Source organism: uncultured Chryseobacterium sp., assembly GCF_913776365.1.
In the GTDB taxonomy this organism is placed as follows: domain Bacteria; phylum Bacteroidota; class Bacteroidia; order Flavobacteriales; family Weeksellaceae; genus Chryseobacterium.
Genome location: NZ_CAJYMO010000159.1, coordinates 1 through 18,218 on the forward strand (window position 1 = coordinate 1; position 18,218 = coordinate 18,218).

The 18,218-nt window shown below is 45.8% G+C and carries 16 protein-coding genes and 1 tRNA gene; 12 read left to right on the forward strand and 5 right to left on the reverse strand.

Annotation, left to right across the window (positions count from 1 at the left end):
* The first annotated feature begins 98 nt into the window (after positions 1 to 98).
* Positions 99 to 866, forward strand: coding sequence for an MBL fold metallo-hydrolase (locus QZ735_RS07895; protein WP_294246571.1), 768 nt, complete (start codon positions 99 to 101; stop codon positions 864 to 866).
* Positions 867 to 944: 78 nt separating this feature from the next.
* A tRNA-Leu gene (locus QZ735_RS07900) sits at positions 945 to 1,024 on the forward strand.
* Between the two features lie 287 nt (positions 1,025 to 1,311).
* Here the strand turns inward: QZ735_RS07900 and QZ735_RS07905 are convergent.
* Positions 1,312 to 1,743, reverse strand: a complete 432-nt coding sequence (locus tag QZ735_RS07905) for a hypothetical protein (protein WP_294246573.1) — start codon at positions 1,741 to 1,743, stop codon at positions 1,312 to 1,314.
* A gap of 323 nt (positions 1,744 to 2,066) precedes the next feature.
* On the opposite strand from QZ735_RS07905, the gene QZ735_RS07910 reads away from it, so the two are divergent.
* Positions 2,067 to 2,645 carry a Crp/Fnr family transcriptional regulator gene (locus QZ735_RS07910; RefSeq protein ID WP_294246575.1) on the forward strand — a complete coding sequence of 193 codons (579 nt, stop codon included), beginning with the start codon at positions 2,067 to 2,069 and terminating at the stop codon, positions 2,643 to 2,645.
* Positions 2,646 to 2,753: 108 nt separating this feature from the next.
* Positions 2,754 to 3,821 carry an SDR family oxidoreductase gene (locus tag QZ735_RS07915; protein WP_294246579.1) on the forward strand — a complete coding sequence of 356 codons (1,068 nt, stop codon included), beginning with the start codon at positions 2,754 to 2,756 and terminating at the stop codon, positions 3,819 to 3,821.
* Positions 3,822 to 3,911: 90 nt separating this feature from the next.
* Here QZ735_RS07915 and QZ735_RS07920 read toward each other — a convergent pair whose 3' ends face one another.
* Both QZ735_RS07920 and QZ735_RS07925 read right to left on the reverse strand, forming a co-directional pair.
* Positions 3,912 to 4,475, reverse strand: a complete 564-nt coding sequence (locus QZ735_RS07920; RefSeq protein WP_294246582.1) for an NADPH-dependent FMN reductase — start codon at positions 4,473 to 4,475, stop codon at positions 3,912 to 3,914.
* A gap of 305 nt (positions 4,476 to 4,780) precedes the next feature.
* A complete protein-coding gene (locus QZ735_RS07925) occupies positions 4,781 to 5,011 on the reverse strand; it encodes a hypothetical protein (protein ID WP_294246585.1) in 231 nt (76 codons plus the stop codon).
* A 562-nt stretch (positions 5,012 to 5,573) separates the two neighbouring features.
* Between QZ735_RS07925 and QZ735_RS07930 the strand changes: the two genes are divergently transcribed.
* Positions 5,574 to 5,873, forward strand: coding sequence for a helix-turn-helix transcriptional regulator (locus tag QZ735_RS07930; protein WP_294246586.1), 300 nt, complete (start codon positions 5,574 to 5,576; stop codon positions 5,871 to 5,873).
* A 234-nt stretch (positions 5,874 to 6,107) separates the two neighbouring features.
* On the opposite strand, the gene QZ735_RS07935 is transcribed toward QZ735_RS07930, so the two are convergent.
* Together QZ735_RS07935 and QZ735_RS07940 are read right to left on the reverse strand one after the other, a co-directional pair.
* A complete protein-coding gene (locus QZ735_RS07935) occupies positions 6,108 to 7,424 on the reverse strand; it encodes an ATP-binding protein (RefSeq protein WP_294246588.1) in 1,317 nt (438 codons plus the stop codon).
* A gap of 215 nt (positions 7,425 to 7,639) precedes the next feature.
* Positions 7,640 to 8,983, reverse strand: a complete 1,344-nt coding sequence (locus QZ735_RS07940) for a sigma-54 dependent transcriptional regulator (RefSeq protein WP_294246592.1) — start codon at positions 8,981 to 8,983, stop codon at positions 7,640 to 7,642.
* A 420-nt stretch (positions 8,984 to 9,403) separates the two neighbouring features.
* Here QZ735_RS07940 and QZ735_RS07945 point away from each other — a divergent pair, with 420 nt between their 5' ends.
* The 7 genes from QZ735_RS07945 to QZ735_RS07975 all read left to right on the forward strand — a co-directional run.
* A complete protein-coding gene (locus tag QZ735_RS07945; protein WP_294246595.1) occupies positions 9,404 to 10,645 on the forward strand; it encodes an efflux RND transporter periplasmic adaptor subunit in 1,242 nt (413 codons plus the stop codon).
* A 120-nt stretch (positions 10,646 to 10,765) separates the two neighbouring features.
* Positions 10,766 to 11,035: a hypothetical protein gene (locus QZ735_RS07950; protein WP_294246598.1), complete on the forward strand. Its 270-nt coding sequence runs from the start codon at positions 10,766 to 10,768 to the stop codon at positions 11,033 to 11,035.
* Positions 11,036 to 11,095: 60 nt separating this feature from the next.
* On the forward strand, positions 11,096 to 12,556 hold the full coding sequence (locus QZ735_RS07955; RefSeq protein ID WP_294246603.1) for a DUF4932 domain-containing protein: 1,461 nt from the start codon (positions 11,096 to 11,098) through the stop codon (positions 12,554 to 12,556).
* Between the two features lie 33 nt (positions 12,557 to 12,589).
* Complete coding sequence (locus QZ735_RS07960) at positions 12,590 to 13,312, forward strand: ABC transporter ATP-binding protein (RefSeq protein ID WP_294246605.1); 723 nt, start codon at positions 12,590 to 12,592, stop codon at positions 13,310 to 13,312.
* Positions 13,313 to 13,396: 84 nt separating this feature from the next.
* The gene (locus QZ735_RS07965) at positions 13,397 to 13,570 is read left to right on the forward strand and encodes a hypothetical protein (protein WP_294246608.1); all 174 of its coding nucleotides are present in this window, start codon (positions 13,397 to 13,399) and stop codon (positions 13,568 to 13,570) included.
* Positions 13,560 to 15,974, forward strand: coding sequence for an FtsX-like permease family protein (locus QZ735_RS07970; RefSeq protein WP_294246610.1), 2,415 nt, complete (start codon positions 13,560 to 13,562; stop codon positions 15,972 to 15,974). Before QZ735_RS07965 ends, QZ735_RS07970 begins: the two co-directional genes overlap by 11 nt.
* An 83-nt stretch (positions 15,975 to 16,057) precedes the next feature.
* Positions 16,058 to 18,218: ABC transporter permease (locus tag QZ735_RS07975; protein ID WP_294246614.1), on the forward strand; the 2,161-nt coding region annotated here is incomplete at its 3' end.

Sequence of the window (18,218 nt, forward strand, 5' to 3'; positions counted from 1 at the left end):
ATTAATTGTTAATGCTTTTTGTTTAGGAGTTAGTTTCTGATACATTAGGACATTAAATTTTTCGTAAATTTACCAAAATTAAACCAACCTCAAAAGAAATGAAGTTGAAATTTTTAGGAACGGGAACTTCCCAGGGCGTGCCGGTGATCGGCTGTACCTGTGAAGTATGTCTCTCGGAAAACCCCAAAGACAGCAGGCTCCGGTCTTCCGTCATGGTGACCACCGAAGAGCACAGGAAAATACTGATCGACTGCGGCCCGGATTTCAGGCAGCAGATGCTGGCGAACCGCGAGGATTCGGTAGATATCACCCTGCTTACCCATGAACACAACGACCATGTGATCGGTCTCGACGATATCCGGCCCCTGATCTTCAAGAGCGGGAAAGATATGCCACTCTACTGTTACTCCCGGGTAGCCGGCGAGGTGAAAACCCGGTTTCCGTATGCCTTTGCCGATGTACGGTATCCCGGTGCACCGGCTTTTGAGCTCCATGAAATCGAAAACCAGCCATTCACCGTCCTGGATACGGAAATCACACCGGTAGAAGTGGTCCATTACCAGATCACCTCTTTTGGCTACCGGTTCAAAAAACTGGCCTACGTCACCGATGCCGGCTTCATCCCGGAAGCGGAAAAGGAAAAGCTGAAAGGCCTGGATGTCCTGATCATCAACTGCATCCGGAAGTTCGATCCGCATCCGGCACATTTTATCCTTCCGGACGCCATCGCCCTGTTCGAGGAAGTACGGCCCAAAAAGATGTTCCTGACCCACCTCAGCCACCATTTCGGGCTGCACGAGGCAGAAGAACCGCTGCTTCCCTCCGGCATGCACCTGGCCTACGACGGACTGGAAATTGAATTTTAAAAAAATTATCTGAAAAAGCTTTTGGATATTGCCAAAAGTTTCTATATTTGCACACCAATTAAAAGCATGGTTACACCGGCCCAGGTGGCGGAATTGGTAGACGCGCTGGTCTCAAACACCAGTTCTTAGGAGTACCGGTTCGATCCCGGTCCTGGGTACTAAAACCTTCGGAATCAATGATTCCGGAGGTTTTTGATTTTATGTCTTTTATGCTGTATTTTCGAATCGTGCAAACAAGCGTGCAAAATCGTAAACAAATCCTTGGGAATCCGGGTGTAAGAACCGGAAACAGTAAAGGATTGCATCATTCATCCGATCCGGAAACGATTGCCGGAACAACGAAGCAAACTCAGCCCTGAAATTGTAAACATAACATACTTAATGCCCACTCATACAATCAGGCAAACTATCCATAAAGCAATCCACCCGGTTATATTTCACCATTTCAGTTATAGAACAATACGGTTTCCGTTCTGCTACCGTCCGCTATCACAACCTTAATGGTATCCGATTGAATGTGCTGAAGCGTTTTATTCCGGGATTCCGAAAGCGGCTTCATAAATACCAGATGATCTGTACTTAGGGCAGAAACTCTTGTATTGGTAAAGCGTTCCAGATTGCCATAGGTCACTGAAGTCACTGAAATGATTTTTTTATCCTGTATCTCTTTTTTATCCCTGAAACGGACGAGAAGCGAATGGGCAGGGAAACCGTTCGGTTGGTTATGATTTACCAGGTATCCCGCCTCTATTTTCTGCTCATAAAAACGGCTGTCCGTCTTGGTGTAACGCATCAGCACATACTCCGTGCAGCTGTGGAATAAAAACAGCAGCCCTGACAGCAAAACTGATTTGTGAGGAACGTTTCTTTTTTTCATAGCGTCTTTTTAAACATCAAACGGAAAAATAACGGTTAAAAACCGGAAAAATTATATTGTAAATAGCAAAGAAAAGTAATGCATTTAATTGGACTGACCTGAACTCAGGACAATTTGTAAAAATAGTACCGTTTGGTAAAAGAAATAAACATGATCCGAAGATTCCCGGAACAGGATCGGCTGTCCTGAATATGATTTCTATTTCAGACTCACGTTACTTAATGAGCAACTTCAGCAAAGCCACATGTCACCGCAATTCCCTATTTTTGTAATAAATGCCGGTGCATTCAAATACTCCCCTGCTTCATTACAGTAAAATCATCATGTTCAACATCCTCTTACAGCACATCCGCGAGAAAGTAAGCCTGGAGCCGGAAGAGGCCGGGCGGCTGGAAACTTTTTTCCTCCCGAAAGAGCTGGCCAGGAAAGAATTCCTGCTGCGGGAAGGGGAAATCTGTCGTTACCTTGCGTTTGTCAGCAACGGGATCCTGAAATCGTTTACCCGGGATGAAAAAGGCCAGGACCGGATCAGCCTGTTTGCCTTTGAAGGCTGGTGGATTTCGGATTTCAACAGTTTTATCAACCGGGAAAAGGCCGTGCTGAATATTGACGCCGTTGAAAAGTGTGAGCTGCTGCTGATCAGCATTGAGGATTATGAGCGGCTGACCCTGGAAATCCCGGTAATGGACCGCTATTTCCGGATCCTGTACCAGAACAGCCTGGTGACGAAAGACCGGCGGCTGATGGTGTCCAACAAATCCACGGCAGAAGAAAAATACCTTTCCCTGGTACGGAACAACCCGGAACTGTTCAGAAGGATTCCCCACAGCCTCATTGCTTCTTATCTGGGACTGAGCCCGGAGACGGTGAGCCGGATCCGGAAGAGGCTTCTGCTGCGGTAGAACCTACCGGTTTTAAAAAAAGTCTTGATCCCGGTCAAGTGTTCCGGCTGAATATTCGCTTTACCTTTGTTATGATCAACAAAACACAGAATAACAAAAATAAAGACAATGAAAAATATTGCACTGGTCATAGGATCAACCGGAATTACGGGCAGCAACCTTGCCGAAGAACTGATATCACAGAACTGGACGACTTACGGACTGGCCAGAAACCAGACAGCCCCTGTTTCGGGACTGATTCCCGTGAAGGCCGATCTGCTGGATGAAGAAAGCTTATCAGAAGCCCTGAAAGACCTCTCCCCGACCCACGTTTTCTTTACCACCTGGATGCGGAAAGATACGGAGGAAGAAAATATCCGCGTCAATGGTACGATGGTACGGAACCTTCTTAACGTCCTGTCACCCAAACAATCGGTGCAGCATGTGGCACTGGTGACCGGGCTGAAACATTACCTCGGCCCTTTTGAAGCCTACGCAAAGCAGGGCACCCTACCGGAAACACCTGTGCGGGAAGAGCATCCGAGACTGGAATATCCCAACTTTTATTATGCACAGGAAGATGCAGTCTATGAAGCGGCTGCCAGGGATGGCTTTTCATGGAGTGTCCACCGCCCGCACACAGTAATCGGCTACGCTATCGGAAACCTGATGAACATGGGAATTACCCTGGCCGTGTATGCCAGCATCTGCAAAGAGACAGGCGCAAAATTCGTCTGGCCGGGATCGGAAGCCCAATGGAACGGATTATCCGACGTTACGGGTGCCCGAATCCTGGCCAAGCAGCTGATCTGGGCCTCCACCACGGAAGAAGCCAGAAATGAAGCGTTCAACGTAACCAACGGAGACGTTTTCCGGTGGAAATGGCTATGGACAAAAATTGCAGACTCTTTCGGGATTGAAGCGGACGGATACAACGGTTCTGTCAGGCCCCTTGAACAGGAAATGGAAGGAAAGCAGGAAATCTGGCAAAAGATGGCGCAGCAGTACGGGCTGAAGGAAGCCGACCTCAGCAGGCTCAGCTCCGCGTGGCATACCGACCTCGATCTGGGAAGGCCCATCGAAGTGATGACGGATATGTCCAAAAGCAGGAAATACGGCTTTACGGCATTTGAAAGTACGGAAGATTCTTTTACCGGCCTGTTTCAGAAGCTGAAACAAGAGCGGATTATCCCTTAAAGGTCAGGATCACAACTGCAAACAGCCGGCTTACAGAGACGTAAGCCGGCTGTTGTTTTGTATACCATTACTGATACTGAATAATGCTTTCTATTCCTGTTCAGCGGTTTTTTCGAACCACTTGATGTACGCTTCCACGGCTTCCCTGATGAATTTTTTCTGATCCCCGTCTTTCAGGGCTCCGCTGTCATCAAACAGTTCATTGGCTTTGGCTATGTATACTTCGGGCTGCTGCATGGCAGGCATATTCAGGAATACCAGGCTCTGTCTCAGGTGGTGGTTGGCACCGAATGCGGAAATATTTCCCGGGGAGTTGCTGAAAACGGCAGCCGGTTTTTTATCCCACACACTCTGTCCGTAAGGCCTGGAACCGATATCCAGCGCATTTTTCAGGACACCGGGAACGGAACGGTTGTATTCCGGAGTGATAAAAATAACGCCGTCAACCTCTTTCGTTTCGTTGCGGAACACGGTATAGCGTTCCGGCACCCGGCCTTCATCATCGAAATCCTGATTATAGACTTCCAGTCCGTCCAAAGAAATGATTTTGAACTCATACCCTTCCGGAGCAAATGAGAGAATATTCTTTGCTATTTTTTTTGAAAATGATTCTTTACGCAGGCTCCCTGCAAGAATCCCTATTACTTTACCCATATTTTGTGATTTAGAAATGTTGTTTTATGATAAACTGGCTGAAAAAACCGGTCTGGTTTCACTCCATCAGGTTTTTTCCTGTTCATCAATACAAGTATCCTGCCGCACGGGCGTACCACAAAAAAATAAAGTACAGGCTGCCGGAATTGTTTTCAGGAGAAAATCCGGTTAAAATACAAAGCTCCCTGATGACTTAGGTATCCCGGTCGCTTCGCCTTAAGATTCTGAATTATCAGAAACATCGGTCTCAGACTGCCGGCAAGGACCGGTTCCGAAACACATCCGGCCGGTGTGGATGAATATATTCAGGCGCCGGACAGATCCATGTCTGCCTGAAGCTGTTCTTTCAGGATACTTTCTTTGTCCGGTTCCGTGCGGGGGAAGGAAAGGGCGCTGAGAAAAGTGACGCTGGTGCGGTTGCCCTGCTCATCTACTTTCACCACAATGGATTTACAGCATGGGGAAGCGTTAAAGTAATTTTCATAGCGGGTACCGCATTTAAAGCATTCGGTAATGGTGATTTCTTTTTTTTCCATGATTTCATATTGTGTTTACGATTAAAAAACCGGCCGGTGATTATGCCGGCCCGTTCAAACTAATAACCCTATAACCCAAACCTGAGTCATTGAATTTTTACATATTTTGCCCGCATCGGGCAAACGGTACTATTTCGTTGTAATAAGGCAGAAACGGAACTGAATTATTTTTCTACCTGCAGTCTGTTAAGTTTAGCCACTGTGTAAAGGGCATCTGTAATTTTCCGGTCATCTGTTTTTCTGTTTTTTACCTGCCTGATATAGGCCGGATCTTTTTTTTCATCTTTGAGAATCAAATTCACAGAATGGGTATAACGCGCCGGTAACCATTTCTCAATGAAATCGTGCATTTCACTGATCGATCTCTGATTAGGGGGAGTCGACAATCTGTTCATTTACATGAATACATTTTTGTTTAACCTTTTTTCGTAATTTTGTGTGTCTTTTATAAAACTTTTACGGGACAAAGATACAAAAATATATTCAAAAAACAACAATTTATTGATTTATTTGTAATAATTTATTACAAGGCCAATTTAATAACGAAAAAAAACTATTGAAAATGAAAATACACGAAAAGATCAAGGAGTACAGCAAGGGAAAAGGGGAAACAATGAAAGAGATTGCTGATGACTATGGGGTGACCCCACAATCCATCCAGCTTTATTTTTCCGGAAAAAATGCCATGCCGCTCAGTTTTCTGTCATGGTATATCGACAAACATCCTGATATAGACCTGTACGCACTTTTCAGCAAAGAGCACGACCATATTGTTGCCGAGCCAAGACCCGATTACCATAAAAAATACAGGAAACAGCACGTTATCGACCGTATCGTTTCCATCCTTGAGGAGGAATTGTAACATAAGATACCGCAGAAAAATTATTTTCGAAGTATCCGGAACCATCCCGTAAAAAAAACCAGTACAGAAGAGAAGGAAAGGATGCCTTCTTTTCTGTTTTATCCCTGCATCCGGATAGGTATACCAAAGGCATTGCACCACCTCCGATTCCCTGCATCAGTCACTGCAGATAAAGAGGCTCAGGATATGCCGGGATCATGACCTGCACCGTACCTTTCTCTTATCAGCGCTTCCTCATTTGACAAACCAGACCTCGAAACGGCTTCCCTGTACCAGCGGCCGGTAATTCAGGTAGCCATGATGTGCCTCCATAATGCTTTTGCTCAGGGTAAGCCCGATACCGGATCCGCTTTCACGGGTGGTAAAGAAAGGCAGGAAAATCCTGTCCCGGATTTCTTCCCTGATGCCGGCGCCGCTGTCTTCCACACTCAGGACAATACGGTTGTTCACCATCCGGATTCCGGTGCGGATTTCCTTTTCCGGGCTGCCGGCCAGTGCGTTGATGGCATTCAGGTAAAGATTGATCAGGCAGCGTTCGATCATCTTCCGGTCGGCTGCAACATGATGCTCTTCCCAGGAAACGGTAATCCGGATGCCGTTTTTATCGAATTCAGGTTTCAGGAACCTGAGTGCGGATTCTGCAACGCCGGACAGCGATATTTCTCTGAGGACCGGTTTGGGCAGTTCCGCTACCTGCCGGTAGTCATCTACGAAGCTCAGCAGCTGCTCCGATTTTGAACTGATGATCATGAGGCTTTCCTTCATGTCTTCCTGGTCTTCTTTTTCTATGGTTTCCTGGTTGGCAATGTATTCCAGGTTCTGGATGAGGCTGTTGACCGGCGTAAGGGTATTGAGCAGTTCATGGGAAATTACTTTCATCAGGTTGTTCCAGGCCAGCTTTTCTTTCTGCTCGATGATTTTCTGTACTGACTCCAGGCTGATGATGCAGAAATGGTGCCTGGCATTTTTTACCTGTTTTGTCCTGAGCGAAAACAGTTGCCTGCCGTTCCTGTTGATAGAGACATCAAAGAATTCCTGGGTGTTCCCATAGCCGGACGTATGGATAATCCGGTAAAATTCAGGGATTTTCTCTTCATACAGGTTCCAGCTGTTGTATTTCGGAATCTGCAGGATGTCGAGAAAAGCGGGGTTTACGTAAAAGACCTCCCAGCCGTTCCTGTTTTCCGAAAGAATCATCAGCCCGATTTCCAGCTGGTTCAGGATTTCTTCATACAGGAGCCTGTAAGACGTTTGTGAGAGATGCTCTTCCCTGGCCTGATGATACAGTTGTACGGCACTGTCAGTAAGAGAACTTCCTTCCGCCTGCGGAAAAAGGGAAAAATCTTTTTTCTGAATGGCCAGCAGCAGCTTCTCGGTTTTATGAAGAGCCGATAAAAATGAAGCCCGTGCCAGAATGATAAAGCCTGTTGCAGCTATCGCAGACAGAAACGCAGTCATCCGTTGACCCTGAGTAAAGAAATGAAGAGCTCCTGCTCCACCGGCCGAAGCCAGGAGAATAAAAAGGAGCCCGTACCCTTGTTGTTTTTTCATGTTGTTTTTTACTAATCCGTTTTTTTTGTCCTGGAAAAACCATTGCAAGGCAGGGAGCCCGCAGCCCGACTTGAGCGGAGCTCTTTTTCTGCTGTTGCGGGGCGCCGGCCGTAAGCAGTTGTCCCTTTTCTTCCGCAACAGCAGAAAAAAGCGGGAGCGGAAGGCGGAAAAGCTGCCCGAATTCAGATGCAGGTCATCACAGCCCGGCTTTTTGTCTATAACCTGAACTTTTCCATTCTCCTGTACAGCGCGGCCCTTGAAAGCCCCAGTTCTTCTGCCGCCGCTGAAATATTGCCCCGGTGCTTTTTCAGTGCTTTTTTAATCAGGAAACCTTCCATTTCTTCCAGGTTCAGGTTGGTAAGGGTATTCTCTGCTTCTTCATCCTGCGGCATCAGCAGTTTCAGGGTTTTGTTGCCGGAAAGGATTACGCTTCTTTCGATGCAGTGATCCAGCTCCCGGATGTTCCCCGGCCAGGAATACCGCTGCAGTCCGGAAACCATGGTTTCATCAAGCATCAATCCGGGTTTATGGTACTTTTGCCGGTATTTTTCAAGGAAATATTCAGCCAGTGCCGGAATATCTTCCTGCCGTTCCTTCAGGCCGGGGATCTGAAGCTCCACGGTGTTGATCCTGTAATAGAGATCCTTCCGGAAACGGCTTTCGGAAACGGCTTTTTTCAGGTTTTCATTGGTGGCAAAAATGAACCGTACATCCAGCTGCCGTTCCCTGGCCTCTCCTATCCTCGACAATTTCCTGTTCTGGATAAGACTCAGAACTTTGGCCTGCAGCTGAAGCGGGAGATTCCCTATTTCGTCGAGGAAAACCGTGCCGTTCTGGGCGTTTTCAATTTTACCGGTGTAATCCTGGTGCGCATCGGTGAAGGCACCTTTTTTATATCCAAAGAGCTCCGCTTCAAAAAGGTTTTCAGAAAGGCTTCCCAGATCAATGTGGACGAAGGGTTCGTTTTTCCTGTCAGACATCTCATGGATATGCTCCGCCAGTACATATTTTCCGGTTCCGTTTTCCCCCAGCAGCAGCACATTGGCATCGGTAGCGGAAACCCTTCCGATCTGCTCCATGATTTCCTGCATAGCGGGCGACTCCGTTTCCAGCCTGTATTTTCCGGTGCCGGCGTTTATGTTTTCCCACTGGCTGAGCTTTCTGTTTTTCCGGGAGATCTCGATGGCGAGATTAACCGATGCATAGAGTTTTTCATTGTTCCAGGGCTTCAGGATAAAATCGGAAGCGCCGTTTTTAAGGGCTTCCACAGCCAGTTCCACTTCGCCATAGGCAGTCATGAGAATAATGGGGAGCCGGGGTTCTATGGTCCTGATTTCCTGCATCCAGTACAGTCCGTCCCGCCCGTTTTCAAACCCTTTCCTGAAGTTCATATCCAGGACAACCGCATCCACCTGTTTTTCGGACATCAGCTTCAGGATATTTTTAGGCTGGCTGAGACAGCTGACTTCCGTGAAGAATTTTTTGAGCCAGACCCTGGCCGAAAACAGGATATCCTCGTCATCATCTACAATTAAAATATGGGCTTCTTTTTTACGCATTTCCGTTTAGTTGTTACAATAGTTTCTGATGCTCCCGGTGTTCTTTTCCTTTTCTGAAGGACCAATGAAGTTCCTTTTTCCGGACAGCCGTTCTGCCGTCCGGGAAAATCAGGCAGATCAGGACCCGGGTTTTCTGCCTGGAACAATCTGTTGTTTCTCCGCAGGTTTTGTGCTTTTCATTTTTTTTGCCATTATCTTAATGCATCAGCTCCAAATATAAATTCATTCTTTTTTCCCTCATCGGATTCGTGGCAAGCAATTCTTCCTGAAACTGTCCGCTTCCGTACAGAAAGTGTCCGGTAATGAACAGTCAGAAATCCGTTTACATATCGTCAGGCCTTGATTACAGGGAGTTACAGCTTCATAAACAAATGGCACCGGCATTGTGTAATCCCCTGTAAGCAAAAGTGTTATCTTAATATGGATACGAAAATAGTAAAAAAGAAATCCAAACTGAAATTTGTGCTCATTATTTTAGGCGGTATGCTTACGGCCGCCAGCTTCGGATCGTATTTCATCCATCAGAAAAAAACATACAATATTGCATCCGGAGATATCAGCATTGATGCGGTGACAAAGGGAAAATTTGAAGATATGCTGATGGTGACTGCGCAGACCCAGTCGCTGCATTCCTCCCTGGTCAATGTGACGGAAGGGGGTGCAGTAAAGGAAATTTTTGCCGAAGACGGGCAGATGCTGGTTAAGGGCCAGCCTATCGCCCAGGTATATAACCCGAATACGGAATTCAGCTACCTGAATCAGGAAACGGGAATCATGCAGCAGATCAGCCAGATGAGAAGCTCACTGCTGGAGCTGAAGAACCAGGAATCCGGCCAGGACAAAGAACTGCTGCAGTCGCAGAATGATTATAATACGGCCTTACAGACTTATCATCTTCAGAAACGGCTGTATGATGCAGAGATCGGCAGGAAAACGGATTATGATGTCGCCCTGCAGAACCTGAATTATCAGAAGCAAAGGAAATCAATCGTGGAAAGAGGGGCCGCGGGTGAACGTGCGTCCCGGAATTCCCAGCATGCAGCCATCTCGTCTTCCATTGCGCAAATGGAAAAGAGCCTGCATATCCTGCGTTCCAACAAAAACAATTTCCTTATCCTCGCCCCGGCTTCCGGAAGACTTTCCTCCTTTGCCATTTCCAACGGCCAGAACCTGGCCACCGGACAGAGCATAGGAAAAATAGACCTGATGGACGGCTATAAGCTGGTTGCCAAGGTAGACGAATACTATATCAATAAACTGATCACGGGAATCAGAGGAACCCTTGATAACAACGGAAAAGAATATGAAGTGATCATTACCAAGATTCTTCCTGAAGTAAAAGACGGACAATTTTCCGTGGAACTGAACTTTATAGAGGCGAAAACAGAAAACCTGAAAATAGGAATGACCTTCGGGGTGAAACTGAAGCTTTCTGCCGATACGCAGAGCCTGATGATCCCGAAAGGAAACTTCTACAAGGATACCGGCGGAAGGTGGATTTTCGTACAGAAAGGCAGTCAGGCTGAGAAACGCACCATCAGCCTCGGTAGGGAAAACCCTTTGTATTATGAAGTGGTTTCCGGGCTGAAACCGGGGGAAAAAGTCATCACCTCCGATTATTCAGGATTCAAGAAATACGATGTGCTGAATATTCAGAAATAAAGCAGCATGATCCGGATAACAGGGTGCGGAAAGATAAAGGAAAGACTTTCATCACCACCGGAGAAATATTTGCAAACGCAAACATTCCATCCCGCAACACAATGTAAAGTAAATAAAATCATGAAAAATATACTGTTCTTCCTCATTACAATCATGAGCCTGAATGGATCAGCAGTGATTCCGAAAGCTCAATGTATTTCTCCGCGGCTCCGTTCTTTTATGGGGGCCGTACCGGATGACAGGGGAAAAAGAAAAATACCTGCATCCACTGAAGAGAGACTTTCTTTTACAGGAAATTACCTTTCTTTTGCAAAGGGAAGTCTGCCTTATCCGGGAACTGCCACTTTTTATGGAAGCAGCAGCACGGTTAAGAATACTACAAAATGGTAGAACGGAAGAACGACTGATGAAATCACATTTATATAAAAGACTAACGATTACCTAAGAAAAATGACTGCCGGAAAAATACTTTGCAGCTTCTGCCTGAGCCTTTCTCTCCTCACTTCCGCCACATGTGCGAAAGCCCGTTCCGGAAGTGTTGAGGTGATATTTAATCCCAACATTGCCACTTATTCCATTGTAGAATACCTGGTGGCCAGAAAGCAGGGACAGCTTTTCTATATTGATGGCAAGAGAGACATCAGTTACCTGCCGATGGCAGCACTGGCCAATCAGGAAATGGAAAGATACGATAATTCACAAATCATAAAGGATATGCAGGACTATCTTGAAGTTGTAGGCCAGCAGCAGGATCTCTCTTACCAGGTGTTGCTGAAGCATGATGTTTTTCCGGCAAAAGGATATGCGTATGCTATTGAGGAAAGTGATCCGCTGAAAAAAGCAGCGGCTGAAAAATTTGCAGAACAGTTAAGAAAATTCTATGTCCAGAGAAACCTCGGGAATTTCTTCCGGAACCAGCAATATTTTCTGAAAGGAGCAAAGGATGAAGTCAGGAAAAACATACCGGCTTCCTATATGGAGAAAATGGAACATTATTACGGTGAGAAATTCATGGCCTACCGGTTTTACATTAATCCTTTTGATGCAGTACCTTACAGCCATGTATTCTGGCATGGCAACGGACCTATGATCAGGTCTGGCAAAGGTAAAATTGCCAATATGATCAGCAGTGCCTACCTGCCGTTGGGTAAGAAAAAGAGAACAGGTGATTATAAAGAATTCGGGTTCAACCATCTGGAGACCACCCGCTTCCTGATCACCCACGAATTCGGCCATGCTTTTGTCAACCAATATCTGGTTCCATATGAGGAAAGGATCAACCGGAGCAGCACGCTGATGTCCGAGGCCCTTACTGATAAAATGGGAGGACAGGGCTATTCTTACTGGCCGTCGTGTGTTGCCGAGCATATCGTAAGAACCGGAGAAATACGGATTGCCCTGGCCGATGGCAACGGGAGCCTTGCCGGAATACTCAGGGACCGGCACATCAAAGAAAATTATTTTGTCCTGATCCCTGATTTTGAAAAGAAAATACAGGCGTATGAGAACAATAGGGAAAAGTACAAAGCTTTTAAGGACTTTATTCCCCGGCTGCTGGATGTCCTGGATGAAACAAGCGTGAAAAGCGTAAGGGAAAGGCTCCATATGCCCGTTGAAAAATATTCCGTTACGCTTACCGTTACCGTTCCTCTCAACAGCGGCGATGTTTATATTACAGGCAATCAGTCAGCTACAGGCAACTGGAATCCACAGAAAATCAGGCTTACAGCAACAGGCAGTACCACAAGGCAGATTACTTTCATGACCTTCCCGGATTTAAAATTTAAATTTACCAGAGGAAACTGGCAGACAGAAGGCAAAGTCAGCGGTTTTGCGGAAGGTCAGAATATAGAAGTATCAGTCAATAAAAATACTGATTTTCATTACACCGTTACCCGCTGGAACCCTTAACCCAATACATAACAGAATTAAAAATACATAACAATGATAAACATTCAAAACCTTTCCAGAATCTACAAAACCGAAGATGTTCAGACCAACGCGCTCAATGATGTCAGCCTGCACATCAAAGAAGGTGAATTCGTAGCAATTATGGGCCCTTCGGGCTGTGGAAAATCCACGTTCCTCAATATTCTCGGCTTGCTGGACAGTGCTTCTTCCGGATCCTATCAGTTTGCCGGAACCGAAACCGTAGGACTCCGCGAAAAGAAAAAGTCGGAGATCAGCAAGAAAAATATCGGATTTATTTTTCAGAATTTCAACCTGATCGATGAACTGACGGTCTACGAAAACATTGAGCTCCCTTTGCTATACAACCATGTATCCTCTGCGGAAAGAAAAAAGAGGGTAACAGAGATGATGGAAAAGATCAATATTTCACACCGGGCAAAACATTACCCGCAACAGCTTTCGGGAGGGCAGCAACAAAGGGCGGCCGTTGCCAGGGCCCTGGTAACCAGACCAAAGCTGATCCTTGCCGATGAGCCTACCGGGAACCTGGACAGTACCAACGGCAACGAAGTCATGAACCTGCTGGCAGAGCTGCACCGCGAAGGATCCACCATTGCGATGGTTACCCATTCTTCTTATGACGCCGGCTATGCGTCCAGGATCGTTACCATGAAAGACGGTGAAATCTTCTCACAGGAACATACGGAACAGCGGAAAGACGTTTTTGAAAAAGCGGAAGCCCGCAATTTCGAATAAACAAAACTAAACAGGAACTATCCGGAAGCGTATGTTATCTTTTTACGAAAGGCCCGGGAACTTCAGTAACCGGAAATCAAAAAAATGAAAACACTTTATCTTTCAGCCGTTTCAAAAGTACGTCCCGGATTGCCATGGAACAGACAATCAATCATTATTTCATATAGTGCCAACCCTGCAGGTTCAGTGGCCTGCAGGGTTTTTAAAGAATGGCATTTATTCCCATTATTAATTCCCAATAACCGCAATGCTCCATAACTGGCTCAAGATCGCTTTCATCAATTATAAAAAAAACGGGCTGTCCACCCTGATCAATCTTTTCGGAATGACCGTTGGGCTTACCGGCTTTATGCTCATCCTGATGCACTGGAATGACGAAGAATCCTATGAAAAATGGAACCCGGAAAAGGACCGGATTTACGGGTTTCAAAACTATAATAAAAAAGACAACCTCTACGGCAGCAGTATTTCCTATCCCATTGCTGAACGTGCAACAAAAGTGATTCCGGAAGTCAAGGATTTTGTCCTGTTCAGCAGTGCGGGGACGGCTTTTAAAATGACCACCCGATATAAAACCGCCTACCAGTTCGGAGGGATGTCCGTTTCCGGGCATTTCTTTCATTTTTTCCCGTTTAAACGTGTTGCAGGCAGCTTTAAACACGCCCTGACGAAAGAGAATTCCCTGGCACTCTCCAAGGACGCGGCAAAAAACCTGTTCGGGAAAACAGATGTTGCCGGCGAAACCGTAAGGTTTGACAACAGAGATTATATCATTACTGCCGTCTACGAGCTGCCGCAAGAAAACAGCCTTATAAAACCGGAGTTCATTACACTGGCTTATGATCAGATCAAATATGACAAGGATGAATGGGGAGCCTTCAATTACGGCTGTTTCTTCATGCTTGACAGGAATGCAGACCCTGATAAAGTGCAACAGAAATTATTAAAAGATGTTTTTAAATACCGTGCTCAGATCAGTGCCCGGGGAGCAGGCATCACCCCTCAGAAATATCTGGAACTCTATGGTCCGCAGGACAGCCTGCTGACTCCTCTCGACCAGCTGAATCTCCACGCAAAAGCGTACTGGTTCCAGGGCGGGGATTTTAAAATGATTATCATCCTCTTCACCCTTTCGGTCCTGATCGTGATTTTATCCGCCATCAATTTCATCAATCTTAAAACTGCACAGGCCTCGCAGCGTGCCAAAGAGGTAGGAGTAAGGAAAGCGATAGGAAGTACGAAAACGGGATTGATAGCCCAGTTTTTACTTGAGGCTTTTGTGATTTGTTTTGCATCCTATCTTCTGTCTTTAGCTCTTACTGAGCTCCTGCTTCCTGAGTTCAACAGGTTTTTTGACAAGGAAATCAGCCTGAATAACTGGCATGTGCATCTATATTCCTTTCTGATGGTTATGGCCATCACACTGGTTTCGGGGTTGGCTCCGGCCCTCTACCTTACCCACTTTAAAGCTATAGAAACGCTAAAAGGAAATTTCTCGAGAAGCCGCAACGGCATATGGCTGAGGAATGGAATCCTCATCCTGCAACTGATGATTTCGTCATTCTTTATCATCGGTGGAATTATTGTAAACCGGCAGGTCACATATATGATGAGTAAGGACCTTGGCTACAATGGTAAGCAGGTATTTATGATTTTTTTCAGCGAAAACAGTCCCAAGCCGTGGATAAAATACGAACGGCTTAAAAATGAAATGAAAAAGATTCCGGGCGTTGCCGGTATATCATATGGGGAGGCTGTCCCGGGTACCTTCAGGTACAGCGATTCCAATATGGACTGGAGGCAGAAAAGCATCCTTGCCCAGCATGGTTCGATGGACTACGATTATCTCAGGTTTATGGGAATCAAACTTCTGAAGGGGCGCTGGCTGGATCCGAAGTTGTCATCAGATACCCTCAATAATGTGCTTGTAAATGAAACCTTCGTAAAAAAATTCGGCTGGACCAATGACGAGGCATTGAAAAACGAGTTCCGTCCCGGCTTTGATAACAAGCCGTATCATATTGTGGGAATCGTAAAAGATTTCAATATCAAGAGCCTGAAATCCGAAGTAAACCCAATGGTTTTCTTCCATTACCGGGCGACGGACTGGAAAAGATACAATGTCTATAACATCCAGCTGAAAATCAATGCAGATGATATGGAAGGCACGGTAAAGAGAATCAAAGCCTACTGGCAGAATCATGCAGAACCCGGCTATCCCATTCAGGCCTATTTCGTGGATAAAGAATTTGCGAAAACTTTTGAAACCTACCAGAAACAGCAGACGCTTTTTACCATCCTCAATGCCATGGTCCTGATGGTGGCACTGCTGGGACTGTTCGCCCTTTCCTCACTGATTATCGGCCAGAAACTGAAAGAGGTAGCCATCAGGAAAACATTGGGCGCATCAGACGGAGACCTGATTTTCGGACTGACAAAACAGTTCCTCCTGATTACAATGGCTGCCGTCCTCATCAGCATGCCCGTCAGCTATTACCTGATGAACGAATGGCTGAAAGATTTTGCCTACAGGATTGATATGCCGGTTTTCCCGTTTCTGGTAAGCCTTACTTCCCTGCTGGTCCTGACATTTGCCGTAGTCAGCATCAAAGCCCGGCAGGCCACGAAAGTAGATCTGGTGAAATACCTGAAATATGAGTGACCCTACTATTAAATCCCTGATTTTTCCTGAAGCATATGATATGCGTCATCAGGCATCTGACTTTTAATCTGAAAATCAAAACTATGTTATACAACTGGCTCAAGATCGCTTTCATCAATTATAAAAAAAACTGGCTGTCCACGCTGATCAATCTTTTCGGAATGACCATCGGGCTTACCGGCTTTATGCTCATCCTGATGCACTGGAATGACGAGGAATCCTACGAAAAATGGAACCCGGAGAAGGACCGGATTTATTTTTTCCAGTCCTATTTCAATAAAGAAAAATCTTACGGAAGCAGCATCCCGTATCCTTTTGCCAAGCGTGCCGCAGAGACTATTCCTGAAGTAGACGATTTCGTAGTACTGAACAATACGGCCGCAGCTTATCAGATCACTTCAAAATATGGGAAAGCCTATCAGCGGAACGGGTATTCTGCTTCGGACCGATTTTTCAAATTTTTCCCTTTCAGGATTGTTTCCGGCAGTTACAGCAATGCTTTACGGAATGCCTACGACATCGCCATTTCATCGGAAACGGCCAACAATATATTCGGAAAAACAGATGTTGCGGGAGAACGTCTCCGGCTTGACAACCGTGATTTTATTGTAACGGCAGTCTATGAGCTGCCACGGGAGAACACACAGATCCGGCCGGATTTTGTGATCAATCCTGTAGAACAGATCAATATTGAAAAAGACCAATGGGGAAACTTCAGCTATCTCTGTTTTTTCATGCTGAAAAAAGGTACGGGACCTGAGGTTTTTGAAAGAAAATTCAAGGACATCATTACCGCAAGGGCAAAAACTGCATCCGGGAAAACAGGGCTTACCCCTCAGCAGTTTATCGATACCTACGGACCTGCATCATCCCTGCTCACCCCTCTCGATCAAATGAATCTTCATGCAAAGGCAACCTGGTTTAACAGCCCGGATTTCAAAACGATCTTCATTCTTTTTATTCTTTCCCTGCTTATTGTGCTTTTGTCAGCCATTAATTTTATTAATCTTAAAACAGCACAGGCCTCGCAACGTGCCAAAGAAACGGGGATACGGAAAGCCATCGGGAGCTCGCGGTTTTTGCTGGCCATGCAGTTCCTTACCGAAACTTTCATTATTTGTCTGGCCTCCTATATCTTGTCCCTGGCATTAACGGAACTGCTGTTGCCTGCTTTCAATGCATTTTTCAATAAAAAAATTGTCTTCCATAACTGGCCTGTATACTTCTATTCTTTTGCCATGATCATTTTTATCACCCTGATTTCCGGCCTAGCCCCGGCTCTCTATCTTTCCGGATTTAATGCCATTGAAACCCTGAAAGGAAATTTTACGCGAAGCAGGCAGGGAATCTGGCTCCGAAACGGGATCCTGACGTTACAGCTTATTATTTCCTCGTTCTTTATCATCGGATCAATTACCGTTCATCAGCAGGTGCGCTATATGATGAACAAAGATCTGGGGTTTAACGGGAAGCAGATTTTACAGATTAACTTCAGCGATTACAGCCATAAAAAGCCCTGGACAAAATATGAAAGGCTGAAAACCGAGATGCTGAAAATATCCGGTGTTGAAGCTGTTTCTTACGGAGAAGCTGTTCCCGGCAGCTCCAGCTACAATTTTACCAATATGATATATAAAGGCAAAAGCTTTAATGCACAGAACGGCGCTATGGATTACAACTATCTCCGGTTTATCGGGGTACCGCTCATTAAAGGCCGGTGGCTGAATCCTGAAATGGCCTCCGATACCATTAATAATGTCCTAGTGAACGAGGCATTCGTGAAAAAGTTCGGATGGACGGATGAAGAAGCCTTACGCAGAGAATTCATGACGGGCTTTGACAGCAAGACGCCTTATCATATCGTAGGTATTGTAAAAGACCATAACATCCGCGGACTCAATACTGAAATAGAACCGGTCATCTTCTTTCATTACCTGGAAACGCCATGGGTAAGAACAAATGTGAATAGCATTCAACTGAAAATTAATGCAGATGATATAGAGGGAACGGTAAAGAGAATCAAAGCCTACTGGCAGAATACGGCTGAACCCGGCTATCCCATCCAGTCCTATTTTGTAGATAAAGAATTTGCGAAAACTTTTGAAACCTACCAGAAACAGCAGACGCTTTTTACCATCCTCAATGCCATGGTCCTCCTGGTGGCACTGCTGGGACTGTTCGCCCTTTCCTCACTGATTATCGGCCAGAAACTGAAAGAGGTAGCCATCAGGAAAACATTGGGCG

Bases quoted from the DNA above. Each gene is read 5' to 3' on its own strand.
- QZ735_RS07895 (WP_294246571.1), top strand. From the start codon at position 99: ATGAAGTTGAAATTTTTAGGAACGGGAACTTCCCAGGGCGTGCCGGTG.
- QZ735_RS07905 (WP_294246573.1), bottom strand. From the start codon at position 1,743: ATGAAAAAAAGAAACGTTCCTCACAAATCAGTTTTGCTGTCAGGGCTG.
- QZ735_RS07910 (WP_294246575.1), top strand. From the start codon at position 2,067: ATGTTCAACATCCTCTTACAGCACATCCGCGAGAAAGTAAGCCTGGAG.
- QZ735_RS07915 (WP_294246579.1), top strand. From the start codon at position 2,754: ATGAAAAATATTGCACTGGTCATAGGATCAACCGGAATTACGGGCAGC.
- QZ735_RS07920 (WP_294246582.1), bottom strand. From the start codon at position 4,475: ATGGGTAAAGTAATAGGGATTCTTGCAGGGAGCCTGCGTAAAGAATCA.
- QZ735_RS07925 (WP_294246585.1), bottom strand. From the start codon at position 5,011: ATGGAAAAAAAAGAAATCACCATTACCGAATGCTTTAAATGCGGTACC.
- QZ735_RS07930 (WP_294246586.1), top strand. From the start codon at position 5,574: ATGAAAATACACGAAAAGATCAAGGAGTACAGCAAGGGAAAAGGGGAA.
- QZ735_RS07935 (WP_294246588.1), bottom strand. From the start codon at position 7,424: ATGAAAAAACAACAAGGGTACGGGCTCCTTTTTATTCTCCTGGCTTCG.
- QZ735_RS07940 (WP_294246592.1), bottom strand. From the start codon at position 8,983: ATGCGTAAAAAAGAAGCCCATATTTTAATTGTAGATGATGACGAGGAT.
- QZ735_RS07945 (WP_294246595.1), top strand. From the start codon at position 9,404: ATGGATACGAAAATAGTAAAAAAGAAATCCAAACTGAAATTTGTGCTC.
- QZ735_RS07950 (WP_294246598.1), top strand. From the start codon at position 10,766: ATGAAAAATATACTGTTCTTCCTCATTACAATCATGAGCCTGAATGGA.
- QZ735_RS07955 (WP_294246603.1), top strand. From the start codon at position 11,096: ATGACTGCCGGAAAAATACTTTGCAGCTTCTGCCTGAGCCTTTCTCTC.
- QZ735_RS07960 (WP_294246605.1), top strand. From the start codon at position 12,590: ATGATAAACATTCAAAACCTTTCCAGAATCTACAAAACCGAAGATGTT.
- QZ735_RS07965 (WP_294246608.1), top strand. From the start codon at position 13,397: ATGAAAACACTTTATCTTTCAGCCGTTTCAAAAGTACGTCCCGGATTG.
- QZ735_RS07970 (WP_294246610.1), top strand. From the start codon at position 13,560: ATGCTCCATAACTGGCTCAAGATCGCTTTCATCAATTATAAAAAAAAC.